Source organism: Acinetobacter sp. H1(2024) (genome assembly GCF_046557555.1).
GTDB lineage: Bacteria > Pseudomonadota > Gammaproteobacteria > Pseudomonadales > Moraxellaceae > Acinetobacter > Acinetobacter seifertii.
In genome coordinates, this window is sequence record NZ_JBKGFO010000004.1 from 329,166 (window position 1) to 347,281 (window position 18,116).

At 41.0% G+C, this 18,116-nt stretch carries 16 protein-coding genes and 3 tRNA genes; 10 read left to right on the top strand and 9 right to left on the bottom strand.

The window, feature by feature from the left end; genetic code table 11:
• The first annotated feature begins 165 nt into the window (after positions 1 to 165).
• The 6 genes from ACLCEG_RS13425 to ACLCEG_RS13450 are packed head-to-tail and all read left to right on the top strand — an operon-like array spanning position 166 to position 6,410.
• Positions 166 to 3,015: a monovalent cation/H+ antiporter subunit A gene (locus ACLCEG_RS13425; RefSeq protein WP_410567885.1), complete on the top strand. Its 2,850-nt coding sequence runs from the start codon at positions 166 to 168 to the stop codon at positions 3,013 to 3,015.
• A complete protein-coding gene (locus ACLCEG_RS13430) occupies positions 3,012 to 3,380 on the top strand; it encodes a Na+/H+ antiporter subunit C (RefSeq protein ID WP_000624229.1) in 369 nt (122 codons plus the stop codon). Before ACLCEG_RS13425 ends, ACLCEG_RS13430 begins: the two co-directional genes overlap by 4 nt.
• On the top strand, positions 3,380 to 5,191 hold the full coding sequence (locus ACLCEG_RS13435) for a monovalent cation/H+ antiporter subunit D (RefSeq protein ID WP_410567887.1): 1,812 nt from the start codon (positions 3,380 to 3,382) through the stop codon (positions 5,189 to 5,191). Before ACLCEG_RS13430 ends, ACLCEG_RS13435 begins: the two co-directional genes overlap by 1 nt.
• 2 nt (positions 5,192 to 5,193) lie before the next feature.
• The gene (locus ACLCEG_RS13440; RefSeq protein WP_039251201.1) at positions 5,194 to 5,721 is read left to right on the top strand and encodes a Na+/H+ antiporter subunit E; all 528 of its coding nucleotides are present in this window, start codon (positions 5,194 to 5,196) and stop codon (positions 5,719 to 5,721) included.
• Complete coding sequence (locus tag ACLCEG_RS13445) at positions 5,718 to 5,993, top strand: monovalent cation/H+ antiporter subunit F (RefSeq protein ID WP_019456876.1); 276 nt, start codon at positions 5,718 to 5,720, stop codon at positions 5,991 to 5,993. The genes ACLCEG_RS13440 and ACLCEG_RS13445 overlap by 4 nt, the downstream gene beginning before the upstream one ends.
• A gap of 12 nt (positions 5,994 to 6,005) precedes the next feature.
• Positions 6,006 to 6,410, top strand: a complete 405-nt coding sequence (locus ACLCEG_RS13450; RefSeq protein ID WP_004699064.1) for a Na+/H+ antiporter subunit G — start codon at positions 6,006 to 6,008, stop codon at positions 6,408 to 6,410.
• Positions 6,411 to 6,469: 59 nt separating this feature from the next.
• Here ACLCEG_RS13450 and ACLCEG_RS13455 read toward each other — a convergent pair whose 3' ends face one another.
• The 9 genes from ACLCEG_RS13455 to tpiA all read right to left on the bottom strand — a co-directional run bounded on the left by ACLCEG_RS13455 (position 6,470) and on the right by tpiA (position 13,401).
• Entirely contained in the window at positions 6,470 to 6,871 is a 402-nt protein-coding gene (locus tag ACLCEG_RS13455; RefSeq protein WP_002114836.1) for a ribosome-binding factor A, read from the bottom strand.
• Positions 6,871 to 9,570: a translation initiation factor IF-2 gene (gene infB / locus ACLCEG_RS13460; RefSeq protein ID WP_004699066.1), complete on the bottom strand. Its 2,700-nt coding sequence runs from the start codon at positions 9,568 to 9,570 to the stop codon at positions 6,871 to 6,873. The genes ACLCEG_RS13455 and infB overlap by 1 nt, the downstream gene beginning before the upstream one ends.
• 10 nt (positions 9,571 to 9,580) lie before the next feature.
• Positions 9,581 to 11,065 carry a transcription termination factor NusA gene (gene nusA, locus ACLCEG_RS13465; protein WP_004699068.1) on the bottom strand — a complete coding sequence of 495 codons (1,485 nt, stop codon included), beginning with the start codon at positions 11,063 to 11,065 and terminating at the stop codon, positions 9,581 to 9,583.
• A 37-nt stretch (positions 11,066 to 11,102) separates the two neighbouring features.
• Positions 11,103 to 11,627, bottom strand: a complete 525-nt coding sequence (gene rimP / locus ACLCEG_RS13470) for a ribosome maturation factor RimP (protein ID WP_002157009.1) — start codon at positions 11,625 to 11,627, stop codon at positions 11,103 to 11,105.
• 215 nt (positions 11,628 to 11,842) lie between these two features.
• Positions 11,843 to 11,919, bottom strand: a tRNA-Met gene (locus tag ACLCEG_RS13475).
• Positions 11,920 to 12,008: 89 nt separating this feature from the next.
• Positions 12,009 to 12,085, bottom strand: a tRNA-Met gene (locus ACLCEG_RS13480).
• A 38-nt stretch (positions 12,086 to 12,123) separates the two neighbouring features.
• Positions 12,124 to 12,208: transfer RNA gene (locus ACLCEG_RS13485), tRNA-Leu, on the bottom strand.
• Between the two features lie 56 nt (positions 12,209 to 12,264).
• Entirely contained in the window at positions 12,265 to 12,594 is a 330-nt protein-coding gene (gene secG / locus ACLCEG_RS13490) for a preprotein translocase subunit SecG (RefSeq protein WP_019456770.1), read from the bottom strand.
• 12 nt (positions 12,595 to 12,606) lie between these two features.
• Entirely contained in the window at positions 12,607 to 13,401 is a 795-nt protein-coding gene (gene tpiA / locus ACLCEG_RS13495) for a triose-phosphate isomerase (protein WP_410567889.1), read from the bottom strand.
• 288 nt (positions 13,402 to 13,689) lie between these two features.
• Here tpiA and pilB point away from each other — a divergent pair, with 288 nt between their 5' ends.
• The 4 genes from pilB to coaE are packed head-to-tail and all read left to right on the top strand — an operon-like array spanning position 13,690 to position 18,114.
• Complete coding sequence (pilB, locus tag ACLCEG_RS13500) at positions 13,690 to 15,402, top strand: type IV-A pilus assembly ATPase PilB (RefSeq protein ID WP_199999939.1); 1,713 nt, start codon at positions 13,690 to 13,692, stop codon at positions 15,400 to 15,402.
• A gap of 27 nt (positions 15,403 to 15,429) precedes the next feature.
• Positions 15,430 to 16,656 (top strand): type II secretion system F family protein, encoded by a 1,227-nt coding sequence (locus ACLCEG_RS13505; RefSeq protein WP_410567892.1) that lies wholly within the window; start codon positions 15,430 to 15,432, stop codon positions 16,654 to 16,656.
• The gene (locus tag ACLCEG_RS13510) at positions 16,656 to 17,516 is read left to right on the top strand and encodes a prepilin peptidase (protein WP_410567894.1); all 861 of its coding nucleotides are present in this window, start codon (positions 16,656 to 16,658) and stop codon (positions 17,514 to 17,516) included. Before ACLCEG_RS13505 ends, ACLCEG_RS13510 begins: the two co-directional genes overlap by 1 nt.
• 1 nt (position 17,517) lies before the next feature.
• Positions 17,518 to 18,114, top strand: coding sequence for a dephospho-CoA kinase (gene coaE, locus ACLCEG_RS13515; RefSeq protein ID WP_410567896.1), 597 nt, complete (start codon positions 17,518 to 17,520; stop codon positions 18,112 to 18,114).
• Positions 18,115 to 18,116: the final 2 nt, after the last annotated feature.

Below are 18,116 nucleotides of genomic sequence, written 5' to 3' on the forward strand. Positions count from 1 at the left end.
ATTTCATTTTGCGTTTTTATTATTCAAGTTGCGCAATACAACTTGTTTCTCGCTTTATTTTTCTAATTTGGTCGGGTTTTCAGAATATAAGCTTTGGAAATCTCTTTGAATTCCTATCTATTCTGAAATGAAAATTTCACCTTTAGGCTTCGGTCTAAATTATATATGGATACGAGTGTGCTACCGATAATTATCTTATTACCGTTAATATTAGGCACCACCCTTGTTTCATTGCTTCAACGGTTTTCACGTGGAGTAACGGCTTTAGGGGCAATCGGAGTCAGTTTAACCAGTTTTGGTTTATTACTGACTCAAGCTAAAACAGTGCTTAGTGGTGCAAGCATTCAACAAAGTTGGGATTGGTTACCACAACTTGGGATTAATCTGAGCTTTAGACTTGATGCCCTTGGTTTATTATTTTCTCTTCTTATTACCGGTATCGGTACACTCATTTATATTTATGCCTATTACTATTTAGGCCCTAAAAATTCACTAAGTAAACTATATTTATTACTCATGCTGTTTATGGCAGCTATGTTGGGTATTTCTCTTTCCAATAATTTAATTATTTTATTAGTCTTTTGGGAACTTACCAGTATTTCATCCTTCTTATTAGTAGGTTACTGGAGTCATTACGAAGCAGCCCAGCGTGGCTCACGTATGGCACTTACCATCACAGGAATGGGTGGACTCGCTATGCTAGGTGGATTTGTCTTATTAGGACAAATCACAGGTACCTACGAAATTAATGACATTGTCGGAATGAAAGATCTGATTCAAAGTCATCATCTTTTCGTTCCAGCGCTTTTTCTTATTTTACTCGGTGCTTTTACAAAAAGTGCGCAGTTCCCTTTCCATTTTTGGTTACCCAATGCAATGGCTGCACCCACTCCGGTATCGGCTTATTTGCACTCAGCAACCATGGTTAAGGCTGGTATTTTCTTATTAGCTCGTCTTGCACCTATCTTTATTGGTGCCGCGCTTTATCACAACATCGTTACTTTTGTAGGACTATTTACGCTCTGTATGGCCGCATGCTTTGCAATCTTTAAAGAAGATTTGAAAGGACTGTTAGCCTATTCAACCATTAGTCATTTAGGTCTTATCGTGTGCTTGCTTGGTATTGGCTCACCTTTAGCTGTTGCAGCAGCGGTTTTTCATATTATTAACCATGCAACATTTAAAGCTGCGCTGTTTATGATTGCAGGGATTATTGACCATGAAACTGGTACACGTGATCTTAGAAAGTTAAGTGGGGTATGGCAATTACTGCCGTTTACCGCAACACTTACCATGATTACTGCAGCATCAATGGCAGGTGTTCCGCTCACCAATGGCTTTATTTCTAAAGAAATGTTCTTTACCGAACTGTTAGCAAACCTTTCAGATTCAACGGTTATCTTTGCCAGTATTATTGCGACTCTTGCAGGTATTTTTGCAGTGAGTTATTCAATCCGATTAGTACACGGCGTGTTCTTTGACGGTCCAATTGGTAAACAAGTGCCAAATAAAAATGCGCATGAACCACCAATTGGCATGCGAGCACCAGCCATACTACTTGCAACACTCTGTATTTTAGTGGGTATTTTCCCATCCTTACTGGTTGAGCCTTTAGTTAACAGTGTGACACGCGCAAGTCTCATGCAGCCTGATTTTGCAGGAACTCATCTTGCAATCTGGCATGGATTTAATGCACCTTTAATTATGAGTATTATTGCCTTAGTAGGCGGTACACTTTTCTATTTTGCTTTAGCAAAAGACGGCATGATTCGTAAAATTGACCTCGATCCAAGACTTGGTCGCTTACAAGGTCGTATTTTATTTGATTTGTTTTTAAAACATTTATTATTAACTAGCCGCAAAATCAAACAAAAAACTGAGAATGGTTCGCTACAAAGTTACCTATTCCTCATCATTGCTTTTAGCATCATCATGGTTACCCTGCCTTTAATCAATCAAGGGCTTACAACAGGTACCCGTGAACTGACACATGCACCATGGATTGCCATTGTTCTTTGGCTAACATTATTCTCTGGTTGTTGGATGATGCTCTGGTTTCATCATGAGCGTATCAAAGCAGTACTCATTAGCGGTGCAATTGGTCTTGTGGTTACCATGGTATTTGTCACCATGTCGGCACCAGACTTAGCGTTGACTCAAATTACAGTCGATGTAGTTACTACTGTATTACTGTTAATGAGTTTATCTCTACTTCCCCAACTTACACCGTATGAATCTCTTCGTTCTCGACGTTTAAGAGATGCAGCTTTAGCAATTATTGGTGGTTTAGGCATTGGCTGGATTACGTGGCTCATTTTAACTCGTGATCACAATTCAATTTCATGGTTCTTTGCGCAGCAGTCTTTACCACTAGGTGGTGGTTCAAACATTGTAAATGTCATTTTAGTCGACTTCCGTGGCTTCGATACCTTCGGTGAAATTACCGTACTCGGCATTGCTGCGATTGGAGCACTTTGCTTAATGGATGGTATGCGGGTACACGGCACCACCATGACACAAGGCCTCACCTATCGCTTTAACCCATCTCCGCTCATGTTCCGTATTACGGCATCATGGGTACTGCCTTTAGCACTTGTCGTAAGTGTCTACATCTTTATGCGTGGACATAATTATCCTGGCGGTGGCTTCATTGCAGGTCTAATTACCTCAATGGCACTGATTATTCAATACATTGCTTTAGGTCAAGATCAAGCGGAACAAATGCTAAAAGCACAATCTGGTCGTCTATACGAAGTCTGGATTGGTTCGGGTTTAACAATTGCAGGCTTAACTGGTATTGCTGCATGGTTCTGGGCACGTCCATTCTTAACTAGTGCTCATGTCTATGTTGAGTTACCAGTTTTAGGAAAACTACATCTGGCTTCAGCAGCAAGCTTTGATTTGGGTGTGTATATCACAGTGGTAGGTGCCACGATGCTACTTATCTCTGTATTAGGGGACTCTCGCCACTCGAGTATGTCTGGTCCTGTACCTCATGGGGAGAAATCATCATGATCAGTTTAGAATTCTTACTGGCCTCTGCCATTGGGTTACTTGTTGCGACAGGCATTTATCTCATTTTGCGTGCACGTACATTCCCTGTTGTATTGGGATTAGCCGTACTCGGTTATGCAGTTAACCTATTTTTGTTTGCGATGGGCCGCTTACAAGTGAGCTCACCTGCAATTTTAACTGAAACGACGAATATTACCGACCCACTTCCTCAAGCACTTGTTTTAACTGCGATTGTTATCGGATTTGCGACTACAGCATTCATTGTGCAACTAGCATTACGAAGCCGTTATGAATCAGGTAGTGATCATGTTGATGCTAAAGAAGATATTTCCCCAACATACGACCCACGTGAGGATGAGCCGTGATGTTTGATTTTTTATCTTTTTGGCAAGCAAATACACCTATTTTCAGCATCCTCATTCCTGCTTTTACTGGTTTTATCTTATTACTTTTAGGTAATCCTGGCGCTGGCGCATTGAAAGAAGATTGGCGACAACCTTGGCGTCGTGGCATTAGTTTAGTCTCAGCAATTGCAGGCTTAGTCACTGCTGTTAATTATCTTATTGTTGCAAATACTGGACAAATTACGGTTTACCAGTTGAGTGAGTGGTCAGCTCCTTTTGGTATTGTCTTGGTACTCGACCGACTCTCTGCATTTATGCTGGTTTTAACCTATGCATTAGCAGTTCCAGTTCTATGGTATGCCAGCGCAAATTGGGATACACGTGGACGCTATTTCCACGCCATATTCCATTTTCTTTTAATGGGGTTATGCGGAGCATTTCTCACAGGTGACTTATTCAACCTGTTCGTTTTCTTTGAAATTTTGCTTATGGCGTCTTATGTCCTGCTACTACATGGACAAGGGAAGCCACGATTTCAACTTGGCGTACACTATGTCATTATCAATCTTTTAGCCTCTGCCCTATTCTTAATTGGCCTTGGTATGATTTATGGCAGTGTAGGCAGTCTAAATATGACTGACGTTTCACGCCTTTTACCAACTTTAGATGCAGACCAGCATAAATTAGCAGTTGCTGGTGCCCTACTCTTATTTGTTGTATTTGGTATTAAAGCTGCCATGTTACCGGTTGGTTTTTGGCTACCAAAAACTTATGCCGTTGCAAGTACGCCCGTTGCAGCAATTTTTACCATTATGACCAAAGTGGGGATTTATGCCATTTTACGTGTCAATGGAACAGTATTTAACGATGTAATCAGTCAGGAAATCTTTAAAGGTTGGCTCCTTCCAATTGGTTTAGTCACTTCTTTATATGGTGTGATTGCAGCAATTGGTGCAGATCGTCTCAGACGTTTTGTTGGTTTTATGGTGCTGTCTTCGATTGGTACTCTATTGACCGCAATAGCAATGTCAAACACGCAAGCATGGTCAGGAGCATTGTTCTATCTCGTACACAGTACACTTATTGGCGCTGCGTTTTACCTGTTCTGTGGCTGGATGACTTCACAACGTGGTGACTTTAAAGATCACTTAAAGATTGCTCCGCGAATCAAGCAAGAAAAAGCAGCGATGCTGACTTATTTTTTAATTGCAATGATGCTTGCCGGGTTACCGCCTTTTAGTGGCTTCTTTGGGAAAGTATTTATTCTACAAGCGACTGTTGAAACTGCATATCAAGGCTGGATCATTGGAGTTGTGCTTGTTGTAAGTCTATTAAGCATTATTGCGTTAACACGTGTCGGGTTTATTTTATTCTGGAGAGCTTCAGTACCAGAAGAAGATCCAAAGAATCCTGCTTACATGAGTTATCAAGCTCTACCTGTACAAGCACCACCACGTAATGATTCGGTTATTTATATTCTGCTTGCAGGCTTGATCACTTATGTAGTGTTTGCTTCACCCGTATTGCACTACACCACTGGTACGGCTCAACAAATTCAAAACCATGCGCTCTATCAGCAGTCTATTCTTAAGACTGACCAAAATGGCGAAACTATTAGTGTTCAGCCTTATGACTCATCTTATTTACCAGAAACAAAGTATGGTGGAGAAGTTGAAGATCATAATGCCTATCTCGTTCCTGACATTATTTCTAAAGACACTTTTAACGGTGAGCATATTTCCGAATATAAGCGCCGCCAAATTCAGCAGCAAGAAAAATTGCTAACACCAACGATTGCTGATGAAAGTCAACTGAAACCTATGGAGCCTTAACAATGCAGCTATCTAAATTGCTTGAACGTTGGTTCCCACATCCATTTGTTTCTTTTTTGATTATTATTTTCTGGTTAATGCTCTCGCATAGTCTTGATGCCAGCGACCTACTTATGGCTGTAATTTTGGGTCTTGTGATTCCGCGTTTAGTTCGACCTTTTATTACCAGAACACCACACATCCATTGGCAACCAGCAATAAAACTATTTTTTGTTGTACTTTGGGATATTGTTATTTCCAATTTTCGTGTTGCAAAGCTGGTATTAGGGCCGCCTAAAAAATTACATCCTAAGTGGTACCGTGTGCCTTTAGAAACGGAACATGAACAGGTGAATTCATTACTGGCAATGATTATTACCACAACACCAGGTACGGTTTCTGCGGGTATTGATCAAGAGCGTGGTGATATTCTGGTGCACTCACTCAGTACAGAAAATACCGAAAGTGATGTGCAAGACATCAAACAACGCTATGAAGCTCCGCTCATGGAAATTTTTGATGTAAAAAGCAAATCGGAGGACAACATATGACCATCCTACCTTATGCTCTTGGTATTAGCATGATTGCTATCACAATCTCTATGTTGCTTTGCTTGTTTCGAATGGTGATGGGGCCATCAATTGTAGATCGTCTTTTAGCACTCGATACGCTTTTTCTAAATGCAACTTGTCTGATTGTTGTATTAGGTATCTATTGGACAACCACCTCTTTATTTGAAGGGGCATTATTGGTTGCCATGCTAGGGTTTGTTTCGACAGCTGCTTTGGCACGTTATTTCACAACTGGTCATGTGATCGATTAAAGGGAGGTCAAAATGCAATTTACAATGGAAATTATTGTTTCGATCTTTCTGGTTTTCGGTGCATTCTTTATGTTGGTCGGTTCAATCGGAATGGTACGCCTACCCGATCTATTCATGCGCTTACATGCACCTACCAAATCGAGTACGTTGGGTTTAGGTAGCTTTTTAATTGCTTCAATGATCTTTTTTGCTTTCCAAGGCCGCTTTGGTTTTGCCGAACTATTGATCACGCTTTTGGCTTTTATTACAGCTCCTGTTTCAGCCAATTTAATAGCACAAGCGGCACTACATCTACGCTTACGCTCACTCAGTGGTGAGGTTCCTGAAGCAATAGAACGTCCATTACCATGGGATCGCTATAAAATCGGACAACGCTTTTCACAGAATAAACCTCCGATGGATCCACCTAAACATTAAGTAAAATGTTGAATAATAAAAAAGCCACCCCAAGGTGGCTTTTTTATTTTGAGTTTTAATTACTCTTGGTCATCTGACTTACGTTCCGGTAAATCTTGTACCGCTTTTTCAATAAGACCAAACATATAGTTACCATATGCGTTCGTCTTATCGTAATGGAAACGTAAACGAGGCGTAATACGAGTTTTAATACGACGGCTTAACTCATGACGCAAGAAACCAGAAGCTTTATTTAATACATCTAAAGTTTCTTTATTTGCTGCTTCACTTTGTTCATCACCTAGCTCACGTCCCATAACAGTAACGTAAACTTCAGCATATCCCATATCCGCACTGACTTTCACCGCAGAGATGGTCACTAGACCACCTAAGCGAGGATCTTTAAGCTCTTGACGGATTAGCTCAGACAACTCGCGTTGTACTGAATCCGCCATGCGCTTTAAGCGTTGGCTACCCGCCATTAAAGACTCCGTTTAATCAATTGAACATCGTATACTTCAATCTTGTCTTGTACTTTGATGTCTTTATAACCTTTCACCGCAAGACCACATTCCATACCGGCACGAACTTCCTCAACCACATCTTTATAACGACGTAATGATTCAAGTTCACCTTGGAACACAACCACGTCATCACGTAATACGCGAATCGGTTTATTACGATGTAATGTGCCTTCAAGTACCATACAGCCTGCTGCTGCACCAAACTTACTTGAGTGGAATACTTCACGTACTTCAGCAACACCCAAGATTGTTTCACGGTGTTCAGGAGCAAGTTTACCGCTCATGGCATCTTTCACATCATCAATTAATTCATAAATGATGCTGTAGTAACGAATATCGATACCGTCTTGGTCACTGCGTTGACGAGCAGCTGTATCAGCACGAACGTTAAAGCCTAACAATACAGCTTCTGAAGATTCAGCAAGAATCACATCAGACTCAGTAATCGCACCAACACCTGAACTAATTACACGAACTTTTACTTCATCAGTAGATAGTTCATATAAAGCTGCATTCAATGCTTCTAAAGTACCACGTACGTCAGTTCTTAAAACAACATTCACTGTAGGAACGTCTTTTTTGCCCATTGACGACATAATATTTTCAAGACGCATTGCGCTTTGACGATCAATACGTTTTTGACGTTCACGGTCAGCACGAGCATCAGCAACTTCACGTGCTTTCTTCTCGTCATTTACAACAAGAACTTCATCACCTGCCATTGGAGCATCTGGAAGACCCAGAATTTCTACTGGAATAGATGGTCCTGCTGATTTAATTGGCTTACCGTTTTCATCAGACATTGCACGGACACGACCATAAGATGAACCTGCAAGAACAAGGTCACCAATATTTAATGTACCGTTTTGAACAAGAATAGAAGTTACTGCACCACGGCCTTTATCAACACGTGCTTCAATAACAACACCTTGCGCAGCACCTTCAGCAGATGCTTTTAATTCCATCAATTCTGATTGAATAAGAATTAAATCAAGGAGTTCATCAATACCTTGTCCAGTATGTGCAGAAACCTTAGCAATCGGAACATCACCACCCCATTCTTCTGGAACGATTTGTTTCGTTGTTAACTCGTTTAACACACGGTCTGGATCAGCAGATTCTTTATCCATTTTGTTGATTGCAACAATAATTGGAGTACCTGCTGCACGTGCATGGTCAATTGCTTCTGCAGTTTGTGGCATTACACCGTCATCTGCCGCAACAACCAATACCACGATATCTGTCGCTTTAGCACCACGTGCACGCATTGAAGTAAATGCAGCATGTCCCGGTGTATCAAGGAATGTAATGATTCCTTTGTCTGTTTCAACGTGATACGCACCAATATGCTGGGTAATACCACCTGCTTCACCAGCCGCCACTTTTGAACGACGGATACGGTCAAGCAATGATGTTTTACCATGGTCAACGTGACCCATAATCGTAACAACTGGTGGACGAGTTGTTTGCTCACCACGTGCTTCTTCAGCCGCTTCAAGCAAGTTATCTTCCGCTTGTGTATCAGAAACTAGAACAGGGTTGTGGCCCATTTCTTCTACAACAAGTGCTGCTGTATCTTGGTCAATCGCTTGATCTTGGTTAACCAACTCACCCATTTTCATAAGTGTTTTGATAACTTCACGTACTTTAATCGCCATTTTTTGAGCAAGATCGGCAACAACAATACTTGAACCGATTTCTACATCGTAGACTTGCTTTTTAACTGGCTTTTCAAATCCATGCTTATTTGCTTGGCTTGATTTTAAACCACGTTTGTTATGGTTAACGAAGCTTTGCTCTTCTTGACCACGACGACCGCCTTTCTTACCAGCACGCGGGTTAGTAGTTGCACCACCACGTTTAATTTCACGGTCTTCTTGCTTGAATGAATCTTCATAAGCTTGGCCAACAAGACCTGAAGCAAGTGGAGAATCATCAATTACGCGGATTGTTGTCGTTGTATCATCATTTGAATACTTAGACGCCATTTTGCGCATTTGTTCAAGTGTACGTTGTTGAGCTTCTTCAGCCGCTTTACGACGTGCAGCTTCTTCAGTTGCTTTTAACTGAGCTGTCTGTGCTTCACGCGCTTTCTTTTGCTCTAAAGTTTCTGCTGGTTTTGGTGCAGGTTTTACTGTACCACCACCACGTTTTTTCACTACAACAGCAGCTTTAGGTGCTGACTGTGCAGCGCTATCTTGTTGGTGAGCAGCACGCATCGCATCTAAAGTTGCTTTTGCTTTTTGCTCTGTTTGAAGACGCGCTTTTTGCTCTGCAGTATCACGCGCTTGTTGATCTGCACGTGTTTTAGCTTCTGCTTCTGCACGCGCTTTAGCTTCTGCTGCAATTTGTTCTGGGTTTGGCTTAGCAAAAACCTGTTTTTTACGTACTTCTACGTTAATTGTTTTTGCTTTACCTGAAGTACTTGCAACTTTAGCGGTACTGGTTGTTTTACGTTTCAACGCAATTTTTCCTGTGTTACCACTTTCCTGACCATGCACTTTTTTCAAATGATTGACTAAAGTGTCCTGTTGTTCAGTGGTAATAATGTCGTCTGCTGTACGTTGAGGCAAACCTGCTTCACGAGCCTGTTCTAGGAGCTTCTCAACAGGACGTCCTACAGTGAGAGCTAACTCTTTAATCGACTTGTCCGTCATATTTCATCTCCTAGTTAAACCATGATTCGCGAGCTTTCATGATCAATTGACCAGCTTTTTCATGATCAAGACCTTCAATATCAGAGATATCGTCAGTAGCCTGATCTGCCAAATCATCAACGGTAATAATACCGCGAGCGGCAAGCGAGTAAGCGATCTCAGAAGTCATGCCTTCCATAGTGAGGAGGTCTGCGCTCGGTTCTTGAATATTTTCTTGCTGTTTCAAAGCATCAGTAAGAGCTGCTTCTTTTGCACGACTTTGCAATAACTCAACCAATTCAGCGTCAAGCTCAATTTCGTCAAAAGTTTCAGCAGGCACATAAGCAATCTCTTCTAAAGAAGTGAAGCCCATTTCTACCAATGCCATTGCTAAATCTTCTTCAATATCTAAACGTGATACAAACATGTCAAGATACTGCTGAGCTTCATTTTGCTGACGAGCACGATACTCTTCTTCAAGCATCATGTCGAGTTTGTAGCCAGTTAAATCAGAAGCCAAACGAACGTTTTGACCTTGTGAGCCAATCGCACGAGCCAATTGATCGCTGGTTGCAAAAATAATGTCGGCACTTCTTGCATCTTCATCAAGCACGATGCCTGAAACATCAGCTGGTTCTAATGCACTTGCAATGTATTGAGCTGGATCATCAGACCAAACCACTACATCAATACGTTCACCATTTAACTCTTGTTGCACAGCTTGGATACGCGTACCACGCATACCAATACACGCACCTACAGGGTCAATACGGTGATCATTTGTTTTCACTGCAATTTTAGCACGAACGCCGGGTTGACGTGCTGCCGCTTTAATTTCAATGATTTCTTCAGAAATTTCAGGAATTTCTTTTTTCATTAAAGCAATTAACATTTCAGGCTTAGCGCGTGATAACAATAACTGAGCGCCACGACCTTCACGGTTAACATTATATAAAATAGCGTTTACACGTTGCTTTGGACGAAGAATTTCTTTAGGAATCATTTCTTCACGTGCAAGATAAGCTTCTGCGTTGTCGCCTAAGTCGATAATAAAGCCATCTTTGGTTTGTTTTTTCACTTCACCGTAAATCAACTCACCAACTTTAGACTCGTATGCATCAGCAACTAAAGCACGCTCAGCTTCACGAATTTTTTGTACGATAACTTGTTTTGCAATTTGTGCAGCAATACGACCAAACTCGATAGATTCCACTTCGAGCTCACGTACATCACCAATTGACCATTTAGATGGGTCAAGATCAGAAATCGCGTCTTGGCAAGCTGGCATTTCATGATCTTCATCTGCCACAACAGTCCATTGACGGAATGTACGGTAATCACCTGTTTTACGATCAATTTCTACACGAAGCTGAGCTTCTTCAGCATGTGTACCTTCGTAAAATCTTTTCTTCGTTGCAGCAACTAGAGCTTGTTCTAAAGCCTCGAAGATCGCTTCACGACTAACACCTTTTTCATTACTAACCGTTTCTACAACGGTAAGAATTTCGCGGCCCATAAGTCACCTACCGATTTCTTATATAATTTAAATAAATTTAATCTTGATAGATCAAGTTTGCTTTATCGATATTGTTGCTGTCGATATCAAGCACATGCTTTCCTTCAACTTCAACCTTAATCTCTTCATTTTCAAGGTCTACAGCAAGGAGTTTTGCTTGAAATTTACGGCGATTTTCTACTGCTGCAATTAAACGCAAAGCAACCTGTTGTCCAATGTAACTTTGCAATTGTTCGAGTTGAAAAAATGGGCGATCCCAACCTGGTGAAGAAACTTCTAATGAATACTCACCTGAAATCGGGTCATGAACATCTAACATTGCGCCGACTTGTTGTGTAACCCGTACACAATCTTGCACACCAATACCACGACCTTGCTCTACTTCACCATCTTCATTAATAACTGGTTCAGCATTTTCATCAACTGGTCTATCGATATAAATACGCAATAATGAACGTTTACCTTGTGGAAGGAATTCGATTCCCCACAGGTCAACACCACATGCTTGCACTGCTGGGGCAATCATGTCATACAATGCTTGGGATTTATTTGATAATTTCATTTACTCTCGTCATTCTCGTGCGATTCAATCGGTTGTTTTAACCGACACAGACCTACTATAGTGAAGCATGACTATTTGACCAATTGATGTCGACACTACACGATAGCGATACGATAACCAATAAAAAAGGGCGTTAATCGCCCCTATGTAGCACAGAAAACAATAGTCCACTGTGCAAAAAGGCCCACTTGTCTGTGAGCCTCTTTTAAGAAACTTGGTAGCGGGAGCTGGATTTGAACCAACGACCTTCGGGTTATGAGCCCGACGAGCTACCAGACTGCTCCATCCCGCATCAACGTGCAAAAATTATATACAAATATCAAAAAAAGTCAATGTAAACTTATCTAATATTCGCTTGATTAAGTTGCACCTTAATCAAATTGGTAGCGGGAGCTGGATTTGAACCAACGACCTTCGGGTTATGAGCCCGACGAGCTACCAGACTGCTCCATCCCGCATCAAAAAACTGCTTGCACTCAACTTTCTGGTTCAAAGTTGGTGCGGAAGGGGGGACTTGAACCCCCACGCCCGAAGGCACTACCACCTCAAGGTAGCGTGTCTACCAATTCCACCACCACCGCAGCTTGTGGGACGCATTCTAGTCCTTCCAACTACAAAAGGAAAGCCTTATTTCGAATTATTGCCCTGTTTTTGGTGCATTTGGCGAAGTTTCAGGCGATGTAGTTTGAACTGGTGCTGAAGTTTGTACAGTTTTCAAACTATATGCTTCTGTAGTTTGCTTTTTTGCAAAAACAGCAAGAGTCAAACTTGTTACAAAGAACAATGCGGTTAAAACAGCAGTTAGACGAGTCAGGAAATTACCTGAACCAGATGCACCAAATACCGTTGCTGCACCACCTCCACCAAAGGAAGCTCCGGCATCTGCGCCTTTACCGTGTTGCACTAAAATCAATGCAATCATCAGTACTGCTAAAATAATATGTACAACAAGTACAAAAGAGTGCATACCCTATCCTCGTTATTTGCTTTGCGCGAAGGCTTGTACAATTTGATAAAAAGATGCTGCATTTAATGAAGCACCGCCGACCAACGCACCATTAATGTCTGGACATGCAGCCAATTCAACAGCATTTTCAGCTTTTACACTACCACCATACAAAATAGCAATATTTGAACCCGCCGAAGTAAGCTGACATAAGCCTTCACGAATTTTAGCGTGCATCGCTTGTGCATCTTGTGGAGAAGCTGTTTTACCTGTACCAATTGCCCAGATAGGTTCATAAGCAATCACGACTTGGTTTTGCCATTGTTCAGCAGTAACCACAGGTGCAATATCGCAAATTTGCTGTAAAACAACTTGCTCTGCATGGCCTTGCTCACGCTGTTCAAGACTTTCACCCACACAATAAATGACAGTTAAGCCCGCATTTAATGCATTTTGGAGTTTCGCCTTCAAAATTTCAACGTTATCACCAAAAATATCTCGACGTTCAGAATGCCCTACTAGTACAAAATTAATTTGACTATCTTTTAATAATTCTGCGCTGACTTCACCAGTATAAGCACCTGTGCCCGCAACACGCGATACATCCTGCGCAACTGTATATACTGTTTTTGCAGCATCTTGCAATTGCGCTTGTACCATTGTAAGTGCAATTGCAACAGGGGCAACGCCCACATGGCAGCTTTCATCTGCAATTTGGTTTTGTTGCAATAATTGTTTAAATTCTTCTATAAGTTGGTTGGCGTTAGCACTCATTGGATTCATTTTCCAGTTGCCAACTACCCAAGGCGTAATCGTCGTACTCGACATACTGCTCACCTTTCATCAAAAATGCAGCACATTCTACACGCATTTATACAAATTTCAGATACTTTTCTTTAATGGGATTACTTATATCTTTTCTACTCTTGAAATTAAAAAAACTTTATAAGGGTTCAAAGTTAAACATTCTAAAAATTAATCCATAAAAACTTCGACTGGTTCAAGCTTTAACAGCCTGAGTAGGACTAGAGCAACATTTTATAAGGTAGTAATTTTACATAACAAAAGTATAATTTTTCATATACCAATTATAAACACATTAGCATAGGCAGGCAGATGTCAGCATTACATACATCTCCAAAATTTACGGGGTTTTTTCGGCGTTTAGTCGAAGAAAAGCATGTGTCGGCAGCGACCATGCAAAATGCATTAGATGCAGCAAAGAGAGCTAAGCAGGATACAGTCGCATATTTAATTGAAGAGGTTCATCTCTCCCCTTCTTTACTGGCTGAAACAATTTCCGCTGAGTTTGCTGAACCATATTTTGATCTTGATGTTTATGACACATCTCAGATTCCTAAAGATCTGGTCGATCAAAAACTGATTTTAAAACATCGAATTTTGCCACTTATTCAAAGAGGCCAAATTTTATATGTTGCGACCAGCAATCCAAGTAATATTGAAGCGATTGATGCGATTCGTTTTAATAGCAAACTGATGGTTGAGCCTGTCATTGTTGAGCACCATAAACTCGAAAAAGTTTTAGGTCAGCATTTCGCAGAAGAAAGCAGTTTTGATTTTAATGATGAAGAGTTTGATCTTGATGTCAGTCTTGATGGCCCTACCACTCAAGAGGATGAAGAAGAAACGCCACAAGGTGATGAAGCACCCATTGTTAAATATATTAATAAGTTGCTTATTGATGCCATTCGTATGGGCGCTTCAGACTTACATTTTGAACCGTATGAAAAGTCATATAGGGTACGTTATCGAGTCGACGGTGTGTTACGTCAAATTGCCAATCCACCTTTACAATTGGCAAACCGTTTGGCGTCACGTTTAAAAGTAATGTCTCAAATGGATATTTCCGAAAAACGTGTCCCGCAAGATGGTCGTATCAAACTTAAGCTCTCAAAAACTAAAGCAATTGATTTCCGTGTGAACTCACTTCCGACGTTGTTTGGTGAAAAGCTAGTTCTACGTATTCTTGATCCATCAAGCGCAATGCTAGGGATTGACGCATTAGGATACGAAGAAGAACAAAAAGCTTTATTTATGGAAGCTTTAGATAAACCACAAGGCATGCTTTTAATTACTGGACCAACAGGTTCCGGTAAAACAGTATCTTTATATACAGGCTTAAACATTTTAAATACTGAGAGCTCTAATATTTCTACTGCCGAAGACCCTGTAGAAATTAACCTTGAAGGGATTAATCAGGTTAACGTAAATCCCAAAGTAGGTCTTACGTTTGCTGCTGCACTTAAATCATTCTTACGACAAGACCCTGACATTATTATGGTCGGTGAGATTCGTGACTTGGAAACAGCAGAAATCGCAATTAAAGCTGCACAAACGGGTCACATGGTGATGTCAACACTGCATACCAATAGTGCGCCTGAAACGCTCACTCGCTTACGCAATATGGGGGTTCCTTCCTTCAATATTGCAACATCAGTCAACTTGGTTATTGCTCAGCGGTTAGCACGCCGCCTTTGCTCTCAATGTAAAATACCTACAAATGTTCCAAAACAAAGTTTATTGGAAATGGGTTTTACCGAGCAGGACTTAGCACATCCAGACTTTCGGGTTTTCCAACCTGTGGGTTGTCCTGAATGTCGTGACGGCTATAAAGGCCGTGTTGGTATTTATGAAGTAATGAAAGTTACACCTGAAATTTCCAAGATTATTATGGAAGATGGTAACGCTCTAGAAATCGCGGCCGCTTCTGAAAAATTGGGGTTTAATAATCTACGTCGTTCAGGTTTAAAAAAGGTAATGCAAGGTGTGACCTCTCTACAAGAAGTCAACCGTGTGACCAGTGAATAAGACACTATTTAAAATAAGGATAATCTAATGGCTGTCAAAAAGGCACAAATGATGCCTACTTTTGCTTATGAAGGGGTTGACCGTAAGGGCGTAAAAATTAAGGGGGAACTTCCAGCTAAAAATATGGCTTTAGCTAAAGTGACCTTACGCAAACAAGGGGTTACCGTTCGAACCATACGGGAGAAACGTAAAAATATTCTTGAAGGTTTATTCAAGAAAAAAGTATCAACGCTTGATATTACGATTTTTACACGACAACTGGCGACTATGATGAAAGCGGGTGTACCGCTGGTACAAGGCTTTGAAATTGTCGCGGAAGGTTTGGAAAATCCAGCTATGCGTGAGGTAGTACTTGGGATTAAAGGTGAAGTTGAAGGTGGCAGTACCTTCACTTCAGCTTTAAGAAAGTATCCTCAACATTTTGACAATTTATTTTGTTCACTTGTTGAGTCTGGTGAACAATCAGGTGCGCTTGAAACCATGCTAGATCGTGTGGCGATTTACAAAGAAAAAAGTGAATTGTTGAAGCAGAAAATCAAGAAAGCAATGAAATATCCTGCGACGGTTATTGTGGTAGCCATTGTGGTGACTATTATTTTGATGGTTAAAGTGGTACCCGTTTTCCAAGATCTATTTTCTTCTTTTGGAGCAAAGTTACCAGCCTTTACACAAATGGTCGTAGACATGTCGAAATGGATGCAAGAATACTGGTTTATTATGATTATCGCGATTGGTGTAATAATTGCCGCTTTTTTAGAAGCTAAAAAACGTAGTAAGAAATTTCGTGATGGCTTAGATAAACTTGCGCTTAAATTACCTATTTTTGGGGACTTGGTGTATAAAGCAATTATTGCCCGTTATAGCCGTACGCTTGCGACCACATTCGCAGCGGGTGTACCACTGATTGATGCACTTGAGTCAACCGCCGGCGCAACCAATAATATCATCTATGAACAAGCTGTGATGAAAATTCGTGAAGATGTCGCAACAGGACAACAACTTCAGTTTGCCATGCGTTTATCTAACCGTTTTCCTTCTATGGCTATACAAATGGTTGCAATTGGTGAAGAATCTGGGGCGCTAGACAGCATGCTCGATAAAGTTGCGACCTATTATGAAAATGAGGTTGATAATGCTGTTGATGGTTTAACTTCAATGATGGAACCTTTAATCATGGCGGTTTTAGGGGTGTTGGTAGGCGGTCTAGTTGTTGCTATGTATCTTCCAATTTTCCAAATGGGCTCAGTTGTATAATGCAGGACATCATTGCTTATTTTATTCAAAACTTAACTGCACTTTATATTGCAGTTGCACTCGTGAGCCTATGTATTGGTAGCTTTCTTAATGTAGTGATTTACCGCACTCCAAAAATGATGGAGCAAGATTGGCAATTCGAATGTCAAATGCTCCTAAATCCAGAGCAACCTATTATTGACCATGAAAAACTAACATTAAGCAAACCTGCTTCATCATGTCCTGAGTGCCACCACCCCATCCGTTGGTATCAAAATATTCCTATCGTAAGCTGGTTGATGCTAAGAGGAAAATGTGGTCATTGCCAGCATCCGATTAGCATTCGTTATCCAGCAATTGAACTACTCACCATGCTATGCTCTGTAGTTGTGGTCATGGTTTTTGGCGCAACCATACAAATGCTTTTTGGACTCGTCCTGACTTGGGTCCTGATTGCCCTCACCTTTATAGACTTTGATACACAACTTTTACCTGATCGCTTTACCCTGCCTTTGGCAGCACTTGGCTTGGGCATTAACACCTTTAATATTTATACCTCACCTAACTCAGCTATTTGGGGTTATTTAATCGGCTTTTTATGCCTATGGATTGTGTATTACTTATTTAAAGTGATTACTGGCAAAGAAGGTATGGGCTACGGTGACTTTAAGTTACTTGCCGCATTAGGCGCATGGATGGGGCCATTGATGCTGCCATTAATTGTGTTATTGTCATCTTTATTGGGTGCAATCATTGGCATCATCTTATTAAAGTTAAGAAATGACAATCAGCCTTTTGCTTTTGGGCCATATATTGCCATTGCGGGTTGGGTTGCCTTTTTATGGGGTGATCAGATTATGAAGATTTATTTAGGAGGTTAAGATGGCTTTTATTCTGGGAATCACAGGTGGTATTGGCAGTGGAAAATCTGCCGCAACACAATGGTTTGAGTCCCAAGGAATTCAAGTCGTCGATGCCGACATCGTTGCGCGTGAAGTCGTTGAAAAAGGCCAACCTACTCTCCAAAAAATTCAGCAAACTTTTGGAGACTGGGTACTTCAGCCCGATGGTAATTTAGATCGTCGTGCCCTACGCGAACATATTTTTCAGAACCCTGAAGCAAGACACATACTTGAGAAAATTACACACCCTGCCATTCGCCAATCGATTATTCAACAACTACAAAATCCAAAAAGTCCTTATGTGATTTTAGTTTCACCATTACTCTTTGAAACCAACCAACATGAATTGGTTAATCACACTCTATTAGTTGATGCGAGTGAACAAACTCAAATTCAGCGTGCAAGCCAGCGAGATGGGCAAAACCAAGAACAAATCCAGAAAATTATTGCAGCACAAATGCCACGCGAGCGTAAACGTGAACTTGCCAATGACATTGTGTTTAATGACGGATTACTCGAACATTTATATCAGCAACTAGAGCCTTTACATCAAAGCTATTTGAAGCGCACCAACTAATA

Excerpts from the sequence above, each read along its gene's own strand:
- ACLCEG_RS13425 (WP_410567885.1), top strand. The coding sequence starts at position 166 with ATGGATACGAGTGTGCTACCGATAATTATCTTATTACCGTTAATATTA.
- ACLCEG_RS13430 (WP_000624229.1), top strand. The coding sequence starts at position 3,012 with ATGATCAGTTTAGAATTCTTACTGGCCTCTGCCATTGGGTTACTTGTT.
- ACLCEG_RS13435 (WP_410567887.1), top strand. The coding sequence starts at position 3,380 with ATGTTTGATTTTTTATCTTTTTGGCAAGCAAATACACCTATTTTCAGC.
- ACLCEG_RS13440 (WP_039251201.1), top strand. The coding sequence starts at position 5,194 with ATGCAGCTATCTAAATTGCTTGAACGTTGGTTCCCACATCCATTTGTT.
- ACLCEG_RS13445 (WP_019456876.1), top strand. The coding sequence starts at position 5,718 with ATGACCATCCTACCTTATGCTCTTGGTATTAGCATGATTGCTATCACA.
- ACLCEG_RS13450 (WP_004699064.1), top strand. The coding sequence starts at position 6,006 with ATGCAATTTACAATGGAAATTATTGTTTCGATCTTTCTGGTTTTCGGT.
- ACLCEG_RS13455 (WP_002114836.1), bottom strand. The coding sequence starts at position 6,871 with ATGGCGGGTAGCCAACGCTTAAAGCGCATGGCGGATTCAGTACAACGC.
- infB (WP_004699066.1), bottom strand. The coding sequence starts at position 9,570 with ATGACGGACAAGTCGATTAAAGAGTTAGCTCTCACTGTAGGACGTCCT.
- nusA (WP_004699068.1), bottom strand. The coding sequence starts at position 11,065 with ATGGGCCGCGAAATTCTTACCGTTGTAGAAACGGTTAGTAATGAAAAA.
- rimP (WP_002157009.1), bottom strand. The coding sequence starts at position 11,627 with ATGAAATTATCAAATAAATCCCAAGCATTGTATGACATGATTGCCCCA.
- secG (WP_019456770.1), bottom strand. The coding sequence starts at position 12,594 with ATGCACTCTTTTGTACTTGTTGTACATATTATTTTAGCAGTACTGATG.
- tpiA (WP_410567889.1), bottom strand. The coding sequence starts at position 13,401 with ATGTCGAGTACGACGATTACGCCTTGGGTAGTTGGCAACTGGAAAATG.
- pilB (WP_199999939.1), top strand. The coding sequence starts at position 13,690 with ATGTCAGCATTACATACATCTCCAAAATTTACGGGGTTTTTTCGGCGT.
- ACLCEG_RS13505 (WP_410567892.1), top strand. The coding sequence starts at position 15,430 with ATGGCTGTCAAAAAGGCACAAATGATGCCTACTTTTGCTTATGAAGGG.
- ACLCEG_RS13510 (WP_410567894.1), top strand. The coding sequence starts at position 16,656 with ATGCAGGACATCATTGCTTATTTTATTCAAAACTTAACTGCACTTTAT.
- coaE (WP_410567896.1), top strand. The coding sequence starts at position 17,518 with ATGGCTTTTATTCTGGGAATCACAGGTGGTATTGGCAGTGGAAAATCT.